Origin of the sequence: Frankia sp. AgB1.9 (assembly GCF_016786355.1) — a bacterium.
Lineage (GTDB): Bacteria > Actinomycetota > Actinomycetes > Frankiales > Frankiaceae > Pseudofrankia.
The window spans coordinates 39747-58857 of sequence record NZ_JADWYX010000032.1; the positions used below are offsets into that span (position 1 = coordinate 39747).

Below are 19111 nucleotides of genomic sequence, written 5' to 3' on the forward strand. Positions count from 1 at the left end.
CTGCACCGGCCCCTGGGGCGATCGGCCCGTTTCGTCCGGGTGGCGCGCCAGGCACCGGCGCCTGGTGACCCAGATCTCTGCAGTCCGGGAATTTTTGCGTTGACTGCAAACTTGTAGGAGAGGCAAAGTTGTAGTGGATGCACGAAGGACCAGCGGAGGAAGCAAGCACATGTCTTCACCACGTAGCGCCGGCCTGACCGACGGCGCGCAAGCCGACGCCGGCGGAGGCGTTACGCGGGCGACCGGCGGCACGGACCGCCGGATCTGGCTGATCGTCGCGGCGCTCGGCACCGGCCTGCTGCTCGCCTCGCTCGACCAGACGATCGTCGCGACCGCCCTGCCGACGATCGTCGGAGATCTCGGTGGAGCGGCGCACCTGTCCTGGGTAGTCACCGCTTACCTGCTCGCCTCGACCGTGTCGACCCCGATCTGGGGCAAGCTGGGCGACCTCTACGGCCGCAAGCGGTTCTTCCAGGCGGCGATCATCATCTTCGTCGTCGCGTCGGCGCTCGCCGGGCTCAGCCAGTCGATGACGCAGGTCATCGCGTTCCGCGCCCTGCAGGGCCTGGGCGGCGGCGGCCTGGTCGTCGGGGCCATGACGATCATCAGCGACGTGGTCTCGCCGCGTGAGCGGGGCCGCTACCAGGGCGTCTTCTCGGCTCTGTTCGCTACGTCCTCGGTCCTCGGCCCGCTGCTCGGCGGCCTGTTCGTCGACCACCTGTCGTGGCACTGGATCTTCTACGTCAACGTCCCGGTGGGCGCGGCCGCGCTGGCCGTCGCCACCAGGGTGCTGCCCTCGATCCGGTCGACCGTCAAGCGCTCCGTCGACTACCTGGGCACCGCGTTGCTCGCGGCAGGCGCCACCTGCCTGGTGCTGTTCACCAGCCTCGGTGGCTCCTCGCTCGCCTGGGGCTCGGCGCCCAGCGTCGGCCTGGCCGTCGGTGGTGTCGCACTGCTCGGCGTGTTCGTGCTGGTCGAACGGCGGGCGACCGAGGCCGTGCTGCCGCCCCGCCTGTTCACGATCAAGGTCTTCCGGGTCGCCAGCCTGATGAGCTTCGTCGTCGGCTTCGCGATGTTCGGCGCGATCACCTTCCTGCCGCTGTTCCTGCAGATCGTCAAGGGCATCGACCCGACCGTGTCCGGCCTGCAGATGCTGCCGATGAGCCTCGGCCTGATGATGGCCTCGATGACCACCGGCCGGCTGATCTCCAGCTGGGGCCGCTACAAGGTCTTCCCGATCGTCGGAACGGGCCTGATGACGGTGGGCATCGCGCTGTTCTCGCTGCTCACCCCGGACGTCTCGACGCTGCGGCTGAGCCTGTCGATGTTCGTGTTCGGCGTCGGGATGGGCCTGGTTATGCCGGTGCTGACGCTGTCGGTGCAGAACGCCGTCGAACCGCGTGACCTCGGCGCTGCCACGTCCGGCGCGACGTTCTTCCGCTCGATCGGTGGATCGTTCGGTACGGCGGTGTTCGGCACGATCTTCGCGAACGTGCTGAGCGGCAAGCTGGCGCACCTGATGGGTGGCCACGCGCTGCCGGGCGGCGTCTCCGGCTCGGACGTGAGCCCCAGGCTCATCGCCAGCCTTCCCACCGCGCTGCGCACCGGGTTCATCCAGACCTACACCGACTCGCTGCAGGTCGTCTTCCTGGTGGCGGTGCCGATCGCGTTCCTCGGCTTCCTCACCGCCTGGCTGCTGCCGGAGCTGCGGATGCGCCGTACCTCCGGTCTCGACGCCCGCAAGGAGGCCGCCGCGGACCTCGCCGACGTGACGGTCCCCGACACGATTCCGGCCGACCTGGCGGTGCTGGGCCGGACCACCGGCCACCGCGACCTGATCACGTCCCGCCGGGCGCCTGACCACGGCCGCCGGCCCGCCACCCAGGCGGTCCGGCGGCTCGGCAGTCCGGCGGGCGGCTCGGTGGTCCAGCAACAGCTCGGCTAGATTTATTCAGAGACTGCAAAGTTGTATGGCGAGCAAAGTTGTAGCATCGGCAAAGTTGTAGCACGCGCATGATTCGGCGACCTGATGCGAACCGAGCCTGACGCGACCGAGCCCAGAGCTGCCGAGGCGGCGCGGGAGGAGGCCCCCGTGATGAGTGATCTCGCGGACGTCGCGGTACTCGCGGACGCCGCGGTAGTGGCGGCACCGGCCGAGCTCGGCCTGCGGGAGCGCAAGAAGCGCCAGACCCGGCAGGCGATCCGGGACGCGGCCGTCCGCCTCGTCGCCGATCGCGGGCTGGAGCGGGTGACGGTTGACGAGATCGCCGCCGCGGCCAACGTCTCGCCGCGCACGTTCTTCAACTACTTCCGGTCCAAGGAGGACGCCCTCGGCGGCATCGACAACGACGAGGTCGACGACGCCTGCGCGGCCTTACGAGCCCGGCCGGCGGACGAACCGCCGCTGATCGCGATCGCGAACGTCCTCATCGCCCGGATGGAGCGAAAGGTCCAGGATCCGTCGCTGCACCGAGCCCGGGCGCAGATGCACCACGCCAACCCGCAGTTGTTCGGCGCCCAGGCCGCGACCCTGCGCAACTTCGAGCGCAGGCTCGCCGAGGTGATCGGCGAACGGGCCGGGCTCGGCGTCGACGAGCACCCCTACCCGATGACGGTCGTGGTCACGGCGATGGCTCTCGTCCGGGCCACGATCGGCCACTGGCAGCGAAGCGACGACCTGTCGGCCCCGCAGCTCTCCGACGCCCTTCGGGCCGGCTTCGCCAACCTCGCGCAAGGCCTGCCGGTGCCCACCAGGCCCTCCTCGTGACCCGGTTCGCTGGTGATCCTGCTCGCTGGTGACCCTGTCCGCTCCGTGATCCTGCCCGCCCCCGAGACGCTCCGGGAGAGCCGATGACCTCCGCAAGCACAGCGAGCAGGGCCGCAGAGCAGCCGGCCGACGGCTCAGCGTCGGCCGACGGTGCCGCCGACTCCGGCGGCCGCCGGGTCGGACTGATCCTGATCGCGCTCGGCATCGGCATGCTGCTCGCCGCGCTGGACCAGACGATCGTCGCGACCGCTCTCCCGACGATCGTCGGCGACCTCGGCGACGCCCAGCACCTGTCCTGGATCGTCACCGCCTACCTGCTGGCCTCGACCGTGTCGACGCCGCTGTGGGGCAAGCTCGGCGACCTCTACGGCCGCAAGATCTTCTTCCAGGCCGCGATCATCATCTTCCTCGTCGCCTCGGCGGTCGCCGGCCTCAGCCAGTCGATGGGCGAGCTGATCGCCTTCCGGGCGCTGCAGGGCCTCGGCGGCGGCGGCCTGATCATCGGCGCCCAGACGATCATCGGTGACGTGCTCTCGCCCCGGGAGCGCGGCCGCTACCAGGGCGTCTTCAGCGGGCTGTTCGGCTTCGCGAGCGTCGTCGGGCCACTGCTCGGCGGCCTGTTCGTCGACCACCTGAACTGGCGCTGGGTCTTCTACGTCAACCTGCCGCTCGGCGCGATCGCGTTGGTCATCGTCGCCTCGGTTCTCCCGTCGACCCGCAACCGGGTGAAGCGGACCATCGACTACCTCGGCACGGCCCTGCTCGCCGGCGCGACCACCTGCCTGGTGCTGTTCACCAGCTTCGGCGGCACGACACTGGCCTGGGGCTCGGCGGCGAGCATCGGCCTGGTCGTCGGCGGAGTCCTGATGCTGGTGGCCTTCGCCTTCGTCGAGCGGCGCGTCCCGGAGCCCGTCCTGCCGCCCAGGCTGTTCGCGAACCGGGTGTTCAACATCTCCAACCTGATGGGCTTCGTCAGCGGCTTCGCGATGTTCGGCGCGATCACGTTCCTGCCGCTGTTCCTACAGGTCGTCAAGGGCGTCGAGCCGACCATGTCCGGCCTGCGGCTGGTGCCGGTGATGGGCGGCATGCTCGTGTCGTCGACCCTGACGGGCCGGCTGGTCAGCCGGACCGGCCGCTACCGGGTCTACCCGATCGTCGGTTCCGTGCTGGTGACGGCCTCCCTGCTCATGCTCGCCTGGCGGCTCACGCCGGAGATCGGCACCGGCGAGATGGTCATCTACCTGGCGTTGCTGGGCTTCGGCCTGGGCGGCGTCATGCCGGTGCTGGTGGTGTCGGTGCAGAACGCCGTCGAGTTCCGCGACCTGGGCGCGGCCACCTCGGGTTCGGCCTTCTTCCGCTCGATCGGCGGTTCGTTCGGCACGGCCATCCTCGGCGCGATCTTCGCGAGCCACCTGACCGAGAAGCTGCCCCAGGCGCTCGGCGGAATGTCGTTGCCCGCGGGCTTCTCACCGTCCTCGGTCAGCCCGAAACTGGTGGCCGGCCTCGCGCCCGCGCTGCGGCACGGCTTCGAGGGTGCCTACACCGAGTCCCTGCAGGTGGCCTTCTGGGTCGCCGGGCCCGTCGCCGCCCTGTCGGTCATCCTCAGCCTCTTCCTGCCCCAGCTGAACATGCGCTCGACCGTGCACGTCGACGCCGACGGCAAGCGGCCACAGACCGCGGGCCCGGACGCGCCGCTCGCCGCCGCCGCGTCGGTCGAAGGCGTCACCGCCGCGGTCGCCATCGGCGGAGTGGCCGAGCCAAGATCGCCCCAGGAACCGGCAGTCCCCGCGTCGACGGGAGCACCAACCAGCGCGGAACGCTCCCGGTAGCACCGAGCGGCCTGGGCAGGTCGGCCTGGGTGAAGCCAGGCGCTAGGCGGTGGGCTCGGGGCGGTCGAGGGCCTTGGGGTCGAGCTTGATGAACAGGCCTCCGGCGGACCAGTCGAGGCGGCGGCCGGCGGGGACCTCCTGGCGGCGCCAGACGGTCAGGTCGACGCCGAGCACGTCCTGGAGCCGCTCGGTCGAGAACGGCAGGAACGGCGCCAGCGCGACGGCGATACCCGCGATGGCCTGGATGGACGTGGCCAGGCTGCGGGCGGCGGCGTCGCGGTCGACCTTGACGGTCTTCCAGGGCTCCTCGCGGTAGAGGTACTGGTTGACCTCGCCTGAGGTCTCCATCGCGGCCCGTAGCGCTGCCCGCAGCTCCACCTTCTCGACCAGCTCCGCGACCCGGGCGAGCCCCTCGTCGACCTTGGCCAGCAGCTCAGCGTGGCTGCCGCCGAGCTCCTCCGGCGACGGGACGTCGGGCAGGACACCGTCGAAGAACTTGTTGATCTGGGCCATCACCCGGTTGACCAGGTTGCCCCAGTTGGCGATCAGCTCGTCGTTGACTCGCCGGATGATGTCGCCGTCGGAGATCTCGGTGTCGTTCTGCTCGGGCAGCACCGTGGCCAGCGCGTAGCGCAGCGCGTCCGGCTGCAGCACCTCCAGGTACTCCGGGACCGAGCGCCCGATCCCGGCCGACTTGGAGGCCTTCGCCCCGCCGAACGTGACGTACTGGTTGGCCGGCACGTCGGTCGGCAGATCGAGGCCGCCGTAGCCGAGCAGCATCGCCGGCCAGATCACCGTGTGGAACGGGATGTTGTCCTTGCCGACGAAGTAGTAGGCGGCAGCGTCGGGGTTCTCCCACCAGTCGCGCCAGGCCTCCGGGGCGCCGGCGATCGTCGCCGCCCACTCCTTGCTGGCCGACAGGTAGCCGATCACGGCCTCGAACCACACGTAGATCCGCTTGCCGGGCCCGAGCTCGTCGGTGGGCAGCGGGACGCCCCAGTCGAGGTCCCGGGTGATCGCCCGGTCGTGCAGGCCGTCCTTGACGAACTGGAGCGACCAGTTGATCACGTGGCGGCGCCAGCCCTTGCGGGTCTCCAACCAGGCCAGGAGCGCGTCCTGGAGCTTCGACAGCTCCAGGAAGAAGTGCGAGGTCTGGCGCTGCTCGGGAACGGCGCCCGTCATCTTGCTGCGCGGCTCGATCAGCTGGTCGGGGTCGAGGGTGCGCCCGCAGTTCTCGCACTGGTCGCCGCGCGCGCTCGGGTACGCACAGTGCGGGCAGGTCCCCACGACGTAGCGGTCCGGCAGGAACCGGCCGGCCTGCGGGTCGTAGAACTGCGTCGTCTCCTGGATGGAGATGTACCCGGCCGCGCGCAGCCTGGTGAACACGTCCTGGGTGACGGCGGTGTGGTTCTCGGTCCGGGTCGACGTGAACAGGTCGAACGAGATCCCGAGCCGCTCCCAGATGTCCAGGAAGATCGGGTGGTATCGGTCGACGACCTGCTGAGGGGTGATGCCCTCCTCTTCGGCCCGCACCGTGATCGGCGTGCCGTGGGCGTCCGAACCGGACACCATCAGCACGCGGTTGCCCGCCATCCGCTGGTACCGCGCGAAGATGTCCGCCGGCAGATACGCGCCGGCGATGTGTCCGAGATGCGGGGCGCCGTTGGCGTAGGGCCAGGCGACCGCCACCAGGGTGGGACGTCCCCCGGGCACGTCGCCGGCCCCTGGCGAGCTGGACGAGTTGATCTGCGCGGTCACGTGCTTCACGTTACCCGGCAGGAGCAAACCGGTTTCCGACCGCGACGGTGGCGGCACCGCGCCGCCGGCCGGCCGGTCGTTTCGACCTATCCCCGCAGCTCGGCGGGGTAGGCGGCGAAGGCCGCGCTCAGCGCGTCCCGCCAGGGGCGCGGCGCGGTCAGGCCCGCGTCCAGCCAGCTGCGGTTCGACAGCACCGAGAAGGCGGGCCGGGGCGCGGGGCGCGGGAACGCGGCCGTCGTCGTCGGCAGCACCTTCGCCGGGTCCGCGCCGATCTCCTCCATGATCGCCTGGGCGAACGAGTGCCAGGTCGTGTCGCCGGCGTTGGTGAAGTGGTAGAGGCCGAACGAGGCGCCGGAGAGGATCAGCTCGATCAGCCCGGTGGCGAGGTCCGCCGACCAGGTCGGCGAGCCGTGCTGGTCGTCGACGACAGTCAGCGTGTCGCGCTCGCGGGCGAGCCGCGCCATGGTCTTGACGAAGTTCTTCCCGACGGCGCCGTACACCCAGGCGGTGCGCACGACGTAGGACGCCGGGCACAGCGCGAGCACGGCCTGCTCGCCGGCGAGCTTCGTGCGCCCGTAGGCGGAGGCCGGGGCGGTCTGGTCGTCGATCTCGTATGGCTTGTCGGCCAGGCCGTCGAAAACGTAGTCGGTCGACAGGTGGATCAGGGTCGCGCCGGCTTCCGCGCAGGCGGCGGCCAGGTGCGCCGGACCGGTGGCGTTGACCGCGTAGGCGCCCACCTCGTCCGTCTCGGCGCCGTCCACGTCGGTCCAGGCCGCCGTGTTGACGACGGTCAGCCCGCCCTGGACCTTCGCCGGCCGGGCCTGGTCGCGGATCACTGCGCGAAGCCTGGCCGGATCGGTGATGTCGCATTCCGACCTGGTCAGCCCAGCGATCGCCGGCAGTCGCGGGTCGAGGGCCAGCAGCCGGCACAGCTCGGAGCCGACCTGGCCACCGGAACCGATCACGAGTACGCGCACAGCTCGCAGTCTGGCAGACTGCCAGGCCCTGACACCTGCATCAGGCCCTGGGACCATATCCGCGACCTGCGCGCCTGGGACCAAGGCCGGGTTAAAGACCGGGTTCAGATCTGGTCATCGACGCCGGGGAAAATCCACAGGTCCGGCACAGGTTAGTGTGGTTGCGTTGCGCCGGGCCCCCGATGACATCGGGCCCCAATGACGGAGGCTGGGACCACCGCCGGCATCGCCGGGCGATGAGCTAGGCCCGGCACCGGGCGCGTCACGGTGCGCCCGCACGGAACTCCAGGGACCACGGAGCCGACGATCAGCGAGCGCACGGACACAGCGAACCCGACGGACGACGTCATCGACGCGCCACCCGCCACCACGATGCCGGCCGACTTCGGGCCGAGGACGGCCGACGCCGACGGCGGCACGTCCGCACCCGGCCCGTTGCCCGCCTACTTGGGCGACGAACCACAGGCGGACCCCGCCGACGGCGGCCCCGGCCCGGCTACGGGCAGACCGGACCGGCCGCTGGCCCGCCCGGCGCGGGCCATCTGGCGGCGGGTCCGGCGGGTGCCCACGGTCGTGCTGGTGATCACCGCGCTGCACCTGGCCCTGCTGGCCACGTACTCGGTGGCGTACCCGACGTGGACCGGCTACGACGAGGCCCAGCACGTGGACATGGTCTACGGGCTGCTGCACGGCGACGGCTGGCCGGCGCCGGGCAACAAGATGATCTCCAAGGGTGTCGCCGCGACGTCGGACGCCTTCGACCGGGGCGCCTACGCGGACATGTTCCAGTCCGGCGGAAAGAAGCGCGGATCGCCGTCGTTCGCCGAGATCACCCCGACGCCTCGGGACCAACGCGGCTCGTTCGACGCGCTCGGCGGACCGGGCCCGGTCACCGACGGCCGGCTGTCCAACCAGATGGTGCAGCACCCGCCGATGGTGTACGCGCTCGGCGCCGCGGTGCTCGGGGCGCTGCCCGCGAGCAACTGGGCCTACGACCAGCAGGTCTACGTTCTGCGGCTGCTGAACATCCTGCTGGTCGCGCCGCTGCCGCTGCTGGCGTGGGCGACGGCACGCCGGCTGCGGCTGTCCGAGGCGGTGGCCCGGGGCGCGGCGGTGCTGCCGCTCGCGGTGCCCGGGTTCGACCGGGTCGGGGCGACGTTCAACAACGACGGCGTGCTGATACTCACCACGGGTGTGCTGACGTTCGTGCTGGCCGGCGTGCTGCGCGGCGACCGGCGGATGCGTACCGCGGTCTGGGCAGGGGTGTGGCTCGCGCTCACTTTCCTGTCGAAGGGCTTGGCGCTGCTGCTGCCGCTGATGGTCGTCGCCGCCTACCTCGTGGGCTGGTGGCACAGCCGGCCGAGACCGGCCACCGACGTGCCGGCCACCGACGCCCAGGCCACCGCAGTGCCGGCCGCCCGAGGCGGGCGGGCGCGGGCCCTGGTCGGCTCGCTGCCGTGGGGGCCCACGATCGTGGCCCTCGCCGTCGGCCTCGGGCTCGGCGGCTGGTGGTGGGTCCGCAACTACGTCCTCTACGGCGCCGTTCAGCCGAACGGCTGGGACGCTGATCCGCCGCGCAGGGAGTCACTGCTGTTGCCGGACTCGTTCTGGACCTGGCTCTGGTACTTCATCAGGACGATGATCAGCCGGTTCTGGGGCGGCCTCGGGATGTTCGAGCCCCCGCAGCTGACCCCGGTGGCGATCGTGGCGGCGACGGTGATCGTCGGCGTCGTCGCGGTCGCGTGCCTGGTGAGCGGGCTTGGCCAGGTGTCCCGGCGGACGTGGCTGGACCGGCTGGCCCGAGCGGCCATCCCGGTGGTGCTGCTGCTACCGGTCGCCTTCGCCTACGTGACGGTCGCCCAGCGCAGCTGGGCCGAGTATGAGCTGTACACCCGCGGCATCGCCGTCCAGGGGCGGTACCTCTATCTGGGTCTCGTCGGCGCCGGTGTGGTCATCGCCGCCGGGCTCGCCCGGCTGCTCGGCCGCCGGGACCGGTGGACACCGGTCGTCATGCTCGTCGGGGCGCTGCTCATGCAGGCGTTCGCGCTGCTGGCGATCTGCAGCTACTACTGGCTGGGCCGCGGCGTGCGCTTCACCCCGGCCCGGGTGCCCGACGTGGTGGCCGCGATCGCCCGCTGGGCGCCGTTCCCGTCCGGGGTGACGTTCGCGATCCTCGCTGTGACGGTGACGTTCGCGCTGGTCTCACTGGCCTACGTCGGACGCTCGGCGCTGCGGGAACGGCCGTCGGCGCCGACGACACCGCCGGCCGTCGCCGGTGGCCGCCAAATGCCGCAGCCGGCCACCGGCGTCACCGGGCCGCGGCCAGAGCCCGCTCCGCTCACCGCCTAGGTCCCGCCCGCCCTCTCTCGAGCCTCACAGCATCCCGGGTTCACTCCGTCGCTTCACGGGCTCCGCGGCCGCCTTCGTCCCTCAGGCGACCACTCCGCCCGCTTACTCCCGCGCTCACAGCATCCCGGGTTCACTCCGTCGCTTCACAGGCAAGAACATCTACGCACGGGTGTCGGGTACGCGCGGCTACGAGCGGGTACCTTGAGTGTCGACATGACTTCGGAGGGCAACAATCCTGCCGGTCGAATATCCGCGCAGGAGCGGGAGGTGCTCAGACGGTGACAGAAGCACCGCCAAAGCCTCTGGTCTCCACCCCGGCGCTGCCTGCGGAACTCGACCCCCACGGCTCGCGGCCCGGTCGAGGCAGAGCCAGGGGCACAGCGGGCCGCACGCTGGTGATCATCGCCGCGACGCTGTCCGCCCTCGTCTTCGTGGTCTCCGTCGGCGGCTACACCGTGTACCGGTACTTCGACGGCCAGATCGCCCGCATCAAGCTGAACCTGGGTACTGACCGACCGGCGGCCGGCGTCGGCGGAGCCGTCAACTTCCTCATCGTCGGCTCTGACAGCAGGGCCGGGACCGGCACCGAGTTCGAGAGCGAGGGCGCCGTCGACGGCGAGCGCTCGGACACGACGATCGTCGCCCACCTCGCTCCGGACGGGACGACGACGCTGGTCTCCTTCCCGCGGGACACGCTCGTCGCGATCCCGGGCCACGGCAAGGGCAAGCTGAACTCGGCGATCACCACCGGCGGCCCGTCCCTGCTGATCAGGACCATCGAACGGCTGACCCAGCTGCGGATCGACCACTATGTCCAGGTCGACCTCGCCGGCTTCCGCCAGATCACCGACGCGATCGGTGGGGTGACGGTCTGCGTGCGCGCCCTGCCCGACGGCAGTACGGCCAACCTGCGCGACCCGTGGTCGCAGTGGCACGGGGTCGTCGGAGCCAACCATCTCAACGGTGAGCGGGCACTGGCGTTCGTCCGCGAGCGCCACGGCCTGCCGGACGGCGACTTCGACCGGATCCGTCGTCAGCAGCAGTTCATCAGCGCGGTGTTCGCGAAGGCCACCAGCACCGGCGTGCTCACCAACCCGGTGAAGCTGGAGTCGCTGCTGCAGGCCGCGTTCGGCTCGCTGACGGTCGACGACTCGACGACGATCGACGACCTGCAGAAGCTCGCGACCCGGATGCACGGGCTGCGGCCCGACCAGCTGCGGTTCGAGACGATTCCGGTCCGGCCGCCGACACCCGCGGAGGGAGCCAACGCGCTCGGCGAGCTCCCCGTCTACGGCTCGGTGCAGATCTACGACCAGCGGACCCTGGACGCCTTCCTGGCCCCGCTGCGGGGCATCCCGAGCCCGGCCAGCACCGAGCCAGCCGCGACCGGTGGTCAGGGCATCAGCGCGGGCCCGGTCTCACCACGGTCGGACTTCAAGGTGGACGTCTTCAACGCGACCGGCCTCGAAGGGACCGCGGGCCGCACGGCCAGCTCGCTGGCGACCGCCGGCTTCGTCGTCGGTGCCGCGCAGACCTGGTCTGGCAAGGCGCCCGCGACCACCCAGGTCCGCTACCCGCCCGGCGACGAGGCCGACGCCCGCGCGCTCGGGGCGGTCGTGCCCGGCGCCAGCTTCTCCGTCGACCCGACGCTGACCAGCGGCACCGTCTCGCTGGTCCTCGGCGAGGGCTTCAACGGCGTCAGCGACGTGACCACGTCGGCGGCCAGCCCGACCGGCGGCGCCGCGCAGTCCGCCCCGGCCCGCCCGGCCCCGGCCACCACCGCCGCCCAGCTCACCGGCGGCTGCACCTACTAACTGTTAAATGGTGCAGTTCGGCGGCGCTGGCGGGCCCTGCGGGGCCTGGGTCGTCGGGGCGGCGGCGGGGGTGGTGCCGCTGCCCGCGGCAGTCGGGGTGACCACTCCGGTGTACTGCGCGCCGAGGATCAGGTGGATGCCCTTGACGGACGCGTCCAGCCGGGCGATCGAGCCGGGAACCGCGGCCTGCACGGTCCACGCGGCCTGCTGCTGACCGGTGCCGTAGATCACCCGCGAGGTGGTGTAGGTGAGCGCGTCGGCGTTGCCCGCGGTCGTCGCCTGGAAGCCCTTGCCCACGAGCGCGGTCGTCACCTTGGACGCGAGACCCTTGGTCATCGACCCGTTGTAGACGGCGACGCTGACCTGCGCGGGCGGGACGGTGACGGGGCCGGGGGTCGCTCCCGGGTCGGGCGTCGAGGGCGCGGCCGTGTCGTCGAGGGTGACGCCGACGACGTGGCCGCCGAGCGGGACGACGATCCTGGCGAGGTCGACCGGGTTGTAGATCTGCACCGCGCCGAACGGGGCGAGCGTCCCGTCCTTGGGGTTGCCACCCTCGGCGACGGTCGGCGGGTGCGTCGGCAGGGTCTCCACGTGCATGGAGCCCGACGCCACGCCCTTCATCGACAGGGCCAGGCCCTTGAGGTCGGTGATGCTGGTGTTGTCGTCGAGGGTCAGCGCCGAGGTCGCCGCCGAGATCAACGACTCCAGCTTGATCGGGTTCGTCAGGATGTCACTGCTGGAGGCCTTGCGGAACACCGCGCCCATGAACTGCTGCTGGCGGTGGATCCGGTCCAGGTCGCCCTGCGTGGACAGCCCGTGGCGCTGGCGGACGAAGGCGAGCGCCTGGTCGCCGTTCACGTGGACGGTTCCGGGGCCGCCGAGCCAGCCGCTCATCGGGTCGTTCGTGTTGGTGCTGTACTTGTGATCCTCTTCGACGTACTCCCGGAAGCTCGACGGCAGCACGCAGACGTCGACGCCACCGATCGCGTTGGTGATCTGCTTGAAGCCCGCGAGGTCCATCGACACGTAGTGGTCGACCCGCATCCCGGTCAGGCCCTCGACCAGGCTCACCAGCAGGGTGGGCCCGCCGTCGGAGATCGCCGAGTTGAACTTGTCCCGGTGCGCCGCGTGGTGCTTGCCCTTCCCGTCGGTGTACGCCGGGATCGTGACGAGGGTGTCGCGCGGGAACGAGACCATCGTCGTGGACCCGTCCTTGGCCAGGTGGATCAGGATCGTCGAGTCCGACCGCTGGCCGAGCACCTGGGAGCCGCCGTACGCGTCGCCGGAGCCGGCCCGGCTGTCCGTGCCGACGAGCAGGTAGTTCGACACCCCGAACGTCTTGTCCGGCCGGTTGCCGCCCAGGTTCAGCGAGATGTGGTGCACGTTGCCGTTGGCGTAGGTGTACTGGGCCCAGCCGCCGACGCTGATCAGCAGCACGACGACCGAGACGAAGCCCAGCAGGATCCGCAGCGCCCGCCGGCCACCACCGCGTTCGCGCCGGCCTTGGCCGCCGTCCTCCCTGGGGCTGAGATGGGGCGGAAGCGTTGTCGGGTAGGACACGTCCCCGGTCTCCCCTCTCGGGCGCTACTGGGCAGAAAATGATGATAAGTGCTGACGTTCGGGTGATGCGTCACGGCGTGGGCCGAGGCTGACGCAATCGGTGCAGCGGCGGTGACACTCGCGTGGTCCTGGCCGCTACCACCGCCCAGAACCTCTATACACACCGCAAACACATGATTGCGACTATCCGTCGGGCAACCGACCAGACGGTAACAACAGGACCTGTGAACGGAACGGCGGGCCGGTCGCCGCACTCCCCCGACGGCCGGCGCGGCGGCCTCGGACGCCAAACCGACCGGCCCGGGGCCGTACCCCGTCTGCCCGGGATGACCTGCGAACACGTGCCCCCGGGCGGGGGTGGTGTAGGGCGGATTCCACCGGGGCGTCAACGACGTGACGTTGGGTACCAACAACGGGGCATGCGTCTGTTGTGACGAGGCTTGCGGCGCCGGGCGACAACGTCCAACCAGCGCGGAGCGTCCTAGACGGTGAGATCCAGACTGGGCGCGGGTTTCCGCGCGCATCCGCCCCGTGGGGAACGCGACGGCGGCGCCCGACAATCTCGATCAACGGAGATCGACGCGACGATCTCGGCGAGCCCAGCTGGTTGAGGGCCGCGCCGAGCGGACGACCCGCCAAGGAGGGCCGAACCGCCGGTGAGCAATACAGCGACGACATTTCGGCCGCACCCGGGCCAGCCATCTCGGCCACACCCGGGCAATTCACCCCGGCCAACCGACCGCCTGCCTCCGGAGCTCAGTCCCCGGAACCCGCGCAGGCGCCGGTCGGGGTTGCGACGGCTCTCGCTGGTCGGTTGCGCGCTGCTGTCCGTCCTGGTGCTCGCGGTCAGTGCCGGCGGCTGGTTCCTCTACAACCAGTTCAGCAGCAAGGTCACGCACGACTCGAGCTGGCACCCGGCCGGCAACCGCCCGGCCGAGGTCGCCGGCGACGAGAACATCCTGCTGCTCGGCGACGACAGCCGGGACGGCACCGGCAACGAGTACGGCGGCAAGCAGGTCGAGGGCATCCGGTCGGACACGACGATCATCGCCCACTTCGACAAGAACGGCACCGCGACGCTGCTGTCGTTCCCGCGCGACGAGCTGATCCCGGTGGTCCCCAAGGTCAAGGGCACGCCCGCCGACGGCAAGGACAAGCTGACCAACATCCTCACCTACGCGGGTGTGTCCGGCCTGACCTCGACGCTGGAGAGCCTGACCAGCCTGCACATCGACCACTACGTCGTCATCGACCTCGCCGGCTTCAAGCAGGTCGTGGATGCCGTCCACGGCGTCACGGTCTGTGTCACTACAATGCCGGATGGCAGTACGACCAACCTGAACGACAACTATTCGCAGTGGCACGGTCACCTAGGGGAGAACACGCTGAACGGTGACCAGGCGCTCGCCTTCGTCCGGACCCGCCACGCGCTGGGTGACGAACGGCTCCGGATTCTGCGCCAGCAGCAGTTCCTCTCCAAGCTGCTCGCCAAGACCACGACCGCCGGCACGCTGACCAACCCGGTGACCGTCACGCAGATGCTCGGCGCCGTCGGCGGCGCGCTGACCACCGACAGCGGCCTGAACCTGGTCGAGCTCGCCGACCGCGCCAGCAAGCTGGGCTCCGGCAAGGTCAGGTTCATCACCATCCCGACGCACGTGCCGCTGCCCAGCGAGGGCGCGAGCGATGACCAGGGCGCGATGGGCTATCACGGTGACGTGCTGCTGGTGAACTCCGACGAGATGCAGCAGATCCTCGCCCCGCTGCGCCCGGCGCCGCCGCAGAGCGCGGCCCTCGCGTCGGCGCCGGCGGTCCCGCCCAGCCAGGTGACGGTCGCGCGGATCGTGAACGCGTCCGGCCGCAACGGCCTGGCCGGTGAGACGAGGACCGGCCTGACCGCGCTCGGCTTCGGCGGCCTGATGACCGCCAGCACCGCCGCCACGAGCCAGGCCGCGACCGAGGTCCGCTACCCGCCGGGCCAGGAGGGCGCCGCCAAGGCGCTCGTGGCGAAGATCCCCGGCTCGCGGGCCGTCGCGGACGCGGCGCTCTCCACGACCGGCGTCACGATCGTCGTCGGTTCGTCGTTCACCGGCGTCACCGCCGCGTCGACGGCGGCCGGCACGACCGGAGCGACCGCCCCCGGTGCCACGGCGGGCGGCCCGGCGGCCGTCGCCCCCACCACCGCGGCGCCGGGCACCGGCGGTGTCCCGGCCAACACCGCGTGCACGCCGTGACGGACGGCGCTCCCCGCCTGACGCCGGTCCTCACGCTTCTCGGCCTCGACGGGCCGGTCGCCGGTCGCCCGGCCTATCCCGGGGTGGCGGCGGCGCTGGCGGCCCGGCTGCGCGCCGACGGGGCGAGCCCGCTGGTGACGTTCTACGACGACGCGACCGGCGAACGGGTCGAGCTGTCCGGGATCACGCTGGACAACTGGGTGGCGAAGACGGCGAACCTGCTGGTGGACACACTCGGCCTCGCCCCGGGCGACCGGGTCGGCGTGGATCTGCCTGCGCACTGGCTGACCGTCGTGATCCTGCTGGCCGCCTGGTCCGCCGGCTGCGAGGTGCTCGTCGCCCTCGGGCCGGAGCAGGAGGGTGGCGAGCAGGAGGGTGGCGCCGAGGACGACCCCGACGACGAGGCGACCGGCGACGTCCAGGCGCTGTTCGTCGCGGAGAGCCGGGTGGACGCGGCACTCGGGCTGGGCGCGGACGAGGTCGTCGCGCTGTCGCTGCGGCCGTTCGGCGCCCGGATGGCGCACCCGGTCGCCGGCGTGCTCGACTTCGCCGCCGAGGTGCCAGCCCACGGCGACCGGTTCGCGGCGCCTGCGCCACCGGCCGACCAGGCCGCGCTGCTGGCTCGGGCCGGCGAGGTCGCGGCGGCGGCCGGGATCGGCGCGGGTGACCGGGTGCTGTCCACCGCCGGCCCGGCGAGCGCGGAGGGCCTGCTGGGCAGCGTGCTCGCGCCACTGGTGGCCGGGGCCTCGGTGGTGCTGTGCCGCCATCTGGACGCCAACCTGGACGACGCGGCGCTCGCCCGGCGGATCACCCAGGAGAAGGTGACCATGGTCTGCGGAACCGTCCGTTCCGTGCCGGTGGGCGTCCGACAGCTCCGGCTGCCGGACGCGGCCCGGCCCTCGCCGACGGACTGACCCGGCCCGGCTTCTCGTCGACGGACTGAGGCGAGCGGGACCTACGAGCAGGTGCGCGGCCGCCTCAGTCGGGTACTCCACAGCGTGACAACTGGACAGACGGCGGGGCCCGGATTCTCCCGGTTCGCGCCAGGGATCCCCCGATCCGGCGAACGGTGCCGCAACGCGCGGTTGCCGTCCGTGGACGGCTCGGCGGACGGCGGCGACCGGCCGCCCCCGGGGCCCCGAGCCCAGTTACGGTCGATAAGGGCCGGTATCGGCCCACGCTGGCGGCCGGCACGGGCGCACCGACCGGGCGTGGCAGGCTACAGGGCGGCTGACCCAGATGGCAGCCGAGGCGGAAAGGCGGCGACAAGCGTGACCAGGTCCAGCGCGAGCACATCGAGCTCGGACGATCGGCCCGCCGTGCCGACCGCCGCCGCCGAGACGGGACCGCGGATCGCGGTCCTCGGTACCGGCTACCTGGGCGCCACCCACGCCGTCTGCATGGCGGAGCTGGGCTTCACCGTCATCGGCTACGACGTCGACGCGGCCAAGGTCGACCGGCTCGCCGCCGGCGAGGTGCCCATCTTCGAGCCGGGCCTCGAGGAGCTGCTGCGCAAGAACCTCGAGTCCGGCCGGCTGTCGTTCACGACCGACATCGACGGCATCGCCGGCTGGGCCGACGTGCACTTCGTCTGCGTCGGCACGCCGCAGCGGGCTGGTGACGGCGGCGCGGACCTGCGCTACGTCGACGCCGCCGTGGACCAGCTGATCGCGGCCGGGCTCGCGCCGGGCGCGCTGATCGTCGGCAAGTCCACCGTCCCAGCGGGCACGGCGGCCGGCCTCGCGGCCCGGATCAGCGCCGCGGCGCCCGATGTCGAGCTCGCCTGGAACCCGGAGTTCCTGCGCGAGGGCTTCGCCGTCGAGGACACCCTGCGGCCCGACCGGCTGGTGTTCGGCGTCGCGCCGGGCGGTGCCGCCGAGGCACGGCTGCGCGCGGTGTACACGGCGACTATCGAGGCGGGCACGCCGGTGGTCGTCACCGACTACGCCACCGCCGAGCTGGTCAAGGTCGCCGCGAACGCGTTCCTCGCCACCAAGATCTCGTTCATCAACGCGATGGCGGAGATCTGCGACGTGGCCGGCGCCGACGTGCTGGAGCTGGCCACCGCGATCGGCTACGACGCCAGGATCGGCAACCGGTTCCTGCGGCCCGGCATCGGCTTCGGCGGTGGCTGCCTGCCCAAGGACATCCGCGCCTTCCAGGCCAGGGCGACCGAGCTGGGCGCCGGGTCGTCGCTGGCGTTCCTCGCCGAGATCGACGCGGTGAACCTGCGGGCCAGGCAGCGGGCGGTGACGCTGACCCGCGCGGCGCTCGGCGGCGTGGTCGCCGGCCGGCGCCTAGGCGTGCTCGGCGCCGCGTTCAAGCCGAACTCCGACGACATCCGCGACTCGCCCGCGCTGGACATCGCGGCGGAGCTCGCCGCCGAGGGCGCGCAGGTCATCGTCTACGACCCGGCCGCGATCCCGAACGCGCGGCTGCGCTACCCGTCACTGACCTACGCGACCTCGGTGCGGGAGGCGGTGGCGGCCGCGGACGCGGTGCTGGTGCTCACCGAGTGGGCCGAGTTCCGCACGCTGGATCCGGCGGCCCTGCTGCCCCACGTCGCCGGCGCCGTGGTCGTCGACGGCCGGCACGCGCTCGACGAACAGCGCTGGCGCGAGGCGGGCTGGGCGTACCACAGCCTGGGCCGGCCGAGCCACGCCGGCAGCCAGCCGGCCGCGGACGACCTCAACGACGACGAGGCCGCGGCCTGAGCGGGGACACGGCCTCGTGAGCCTGGCTACCGCCGAGGCAGTGTCCGGGTTGCGACCCGGAATGCCGATTGTCACGCTGGAGTGGATTGCGCCGATGAGGCGCGTGGTCGAAGGTCCCGGGGCGGTCGGCCCGCCCGCCACCGGCCCGAGGGCCGTGTCACGACGCGCACCCGAGGGCACACCATCCGTCGATACCGCCCGTCACCCTGCCAAGGAGAACTGTTGCCTCCCGTCGTTGATCCGATCGTCTCCGTGTCGACCACCGCGGGTGCGCCAGTAGACCGCCGGGGGCAGTCGATGGACCGCCAGGAGGCGTCGGTAGTCTCGGCAGGTGGCAGAAATCAACCGAGGTTGCCTGTCGTGAAGCATCGGGCACGGCCCTCCCGGGTCCAGCTGCTCATCCGTGAGGTCGGCAAGTTCGGCGTCGTCGGCGCTGTCGCATATGTCGTCGACTTCGTCGTGTCGAACGTGTGTCACGTCCAGTTCCACATGGACTGGCTGCTCGCCAAGACGATTTCCACGGTCATTGCGGCAACGGTCGCGTACATCGGGAACCGCCAGTGGTCCTTCACCCACCGGGCGCGCAGCGGTGTTCGCCGTGAGTACACGATCTTCTTCATTCTCAATGTGATCGGCCTCGGCATCGCGCTCGGTTGCCTCGGCTTCGGCGAGTATGTGCTGCACCTGAAGGGCGCCATCGCCTTCAACGTGTTCGGCAACGTGTTGGGAACCGGGCTGGGCACGGTGTTCCGCTTCTGGGCCTACAAGCGCTGGGTCTTCCTGCACCCGGACCACCCGCGCGCGGTCTCGGGCCCTGACGCCCCGACTCCGGCCCGCGTCCCGGAGCCGGCCGGCCGCTGAGTCCCGGCCTTCGCGAACCCACCTGACGGCCGCGCAACCGTATTCGAAGCGAGTCCCGCCGTCGGTCCTCGATAGACCGACGGCACAGCGCGGCATTCGCCCGCCCCGAGCCATAACGGCGCCGACCGGACCAGCCGGCCGGCGCCGCCGCATGCCCGGGGCCGGGAATGCTCACGGCGGGAAACAACGGACGCCTGTCGGACCTGCGACCTCCCATGTCCGACAAGCGACCGGAAGATGCCCCAGCC

General features: G+C 71.5%; 12 protein-coding genes. 9 read left to right on the forward strand and 3 right to left on the reverse strand.

The features are described from left to right. The first annotated feature begins 169 nt into the window (after window positions 1–169). The 3 genes from I6A60_RS14880 (at window position 170) to I6A60_RS14890 (ending at window position 4596) form a co-directional block, all read left to right on the forward strand. The gene (locus I6A60_RS14880; RefSeq protein WP_238435461.1) at window positions 170–1945 is read left to right on the forward strand and encodes an MDR family MFS transporter; all 1776 of its coding nucleotides are present in this window, start codon (window positions 170–172) and stop codon (window positions 1943–1945) included. A gap of 150 nt (window positions 1946–2095) precedes the next feature. Further along, window positions 2096–2767 carry a TetR/AcrR family transcriptional regulator gene (locus I6A60_RS14885; RefSeq protein WP_238435462.1) on the forward strand — a complete coding sequence of 224 codons (672 nt, stop codon included), beginning with the start codon at window positions 2096–2098 and terminating at the stop codon, window positions 2765–2767. An 83-nt stretch (window positions 2768–2850) separates the two neighbouring features. Next, a complete protein-coding gene (locus tag I6A60_RS14890) occupies window positions 2851–4596 on the forward strand; it encodes an MDR family MFS transporter (protein ID WP_203042259.1) in 1746 nt (581 codons plus the stop codon). Between the two features lie 42 nt (window positions 4597–4638). Here the strand turns inward: I6A60_RS14890 and metG are convergent, their stop codons facing one another. Together metG and rfbD are read right to left on the reverse strand one after the other, a co-directional pair. Further along, window positions 4639–6354 carry a methionine--tRNA ligase gene (metG, locus tag I6A60_RS14895; RefSeq protein WP_203016017.1) on the reverse strand — a complete coding sequence of 572 codons (1716 nt, stop codon included), beginning with the start codon at window positions 6352–6354 and terminating at the stop codon, window positions 4639–4641. An 86-nt stretch (window positions 6355–6440) separates the two neighbouring features. Further along, a complete protein-coding gene (gene rfbD / locus I6A60_RS14900; RefSeq protein WP_203016041.1) occupies window positions 6441–7319 on the reverse strand; it encodes a dTDP-4-dehydrorhamnose reductase in 879 nt (292 codons plus the stop codon). A gap of 279 nt (window positions 7320–7598) precedes the next feature. Between rfbD and I6A60_RS14905 the strand changes: the two genes are divergently transcribed. Together I6A60_RS14905 and I6A60_RS14910 are read left to right on the forward strand one after the other, a co-directional pair. After that, complete coding sequence (locus I6A60_RS14905) at window positions 7599–9680, forward strand: phospholipid carrier-dependent glycosyltransferase (protein WP_203016021.1); 2082 nt, start codon at window positions 7599–7601, stop codon at window positions 9678–9680. A 278-nt stretch (window positions 9681–9958) separates the two neighbouring features. Continuing rightward, entirely contained in the window at window positions 9959–11494 is a 1536-nt protein-coding gene (locus tag I6A60_RS14910) for an LCP family protein (RefSeq protein WP_203016023.1), read from the forward strand. Between the two features lie 3 nt (window positions 11495–11497). Here the strand turns inward: I6A60_RS14910 and I6A60_RS14915 are convergent, their stop codons facing one another. Then, entirely contained in the window at window positions 11498–13054 is a 1557-nt protein-coding gene (locus tag I6A60_RS14915; protein WP_203016025.1) for an LCP family protein, read from the reverse strand. Window positions 13055–13845: 791 nt separating this feature from the next. On the opposite strand from I6A60_RS14915, the gene I6A60_RS14920 reads away from it, so the two are divergent. The 4 genes from I6A60_RS14920 (at window position 13846) to I6A60_RS14935 (ending at window position 18863) form a co-directional block, all read left to right on the forward strand. Further along, window positions 13846–15288 carry an LCP family protein gene (locus I6A60_RS14920; RefSeq protein WP_238435463.1) on the forward strand — a complete coding sequence of 481 codons (1443 nt, stop codon included), beginning with the start codon at window positions 13846–13848 and terminating at the stop codon, window positions 15286–15288. Further along, window positions 15285–16202 carry a TIGR03089 family protein gene (locus I6A60_RS14925; RefSeq protein ID WP_203016027.1) on the forward strand — a complete coding sequence of 306 codons (918 nt, stop codon included), beginning with the start codon at window positions 15285–15287 and terminating at the stop codon, window positions 16200–16202. The genes I6A60_RS14920 and I6A60_RS14925 overlap by 4 nt, the downstream gene beginning before the upstream one ends. A 357-nt stretch (window positions 16203–16559) precedes the next feature. Continuing rightward, window positions 16560–18002, forward strand: coding sequence for a UDP-glucose/GDP-mannose dehydrogenase family protein (locus tag I6A60_RS14930; protein ID WP_307873685.1), 1443 nt, complete (start codon window positions 16560–16562; stop codon window positions 18000–18002). A gap of 360 nt (window positions 18003–18362) precedes the next feature. After that, entirely contained in the window at window positions 18363–18863 is a 501-nt protein-coding gene (locus I6A60_RS14935; RefSeq protein WP_203016029.1) for a GtrA family protein, read from the forward strand. Window positions 18864–19111 lie beyond the last annotated feature (248 nt).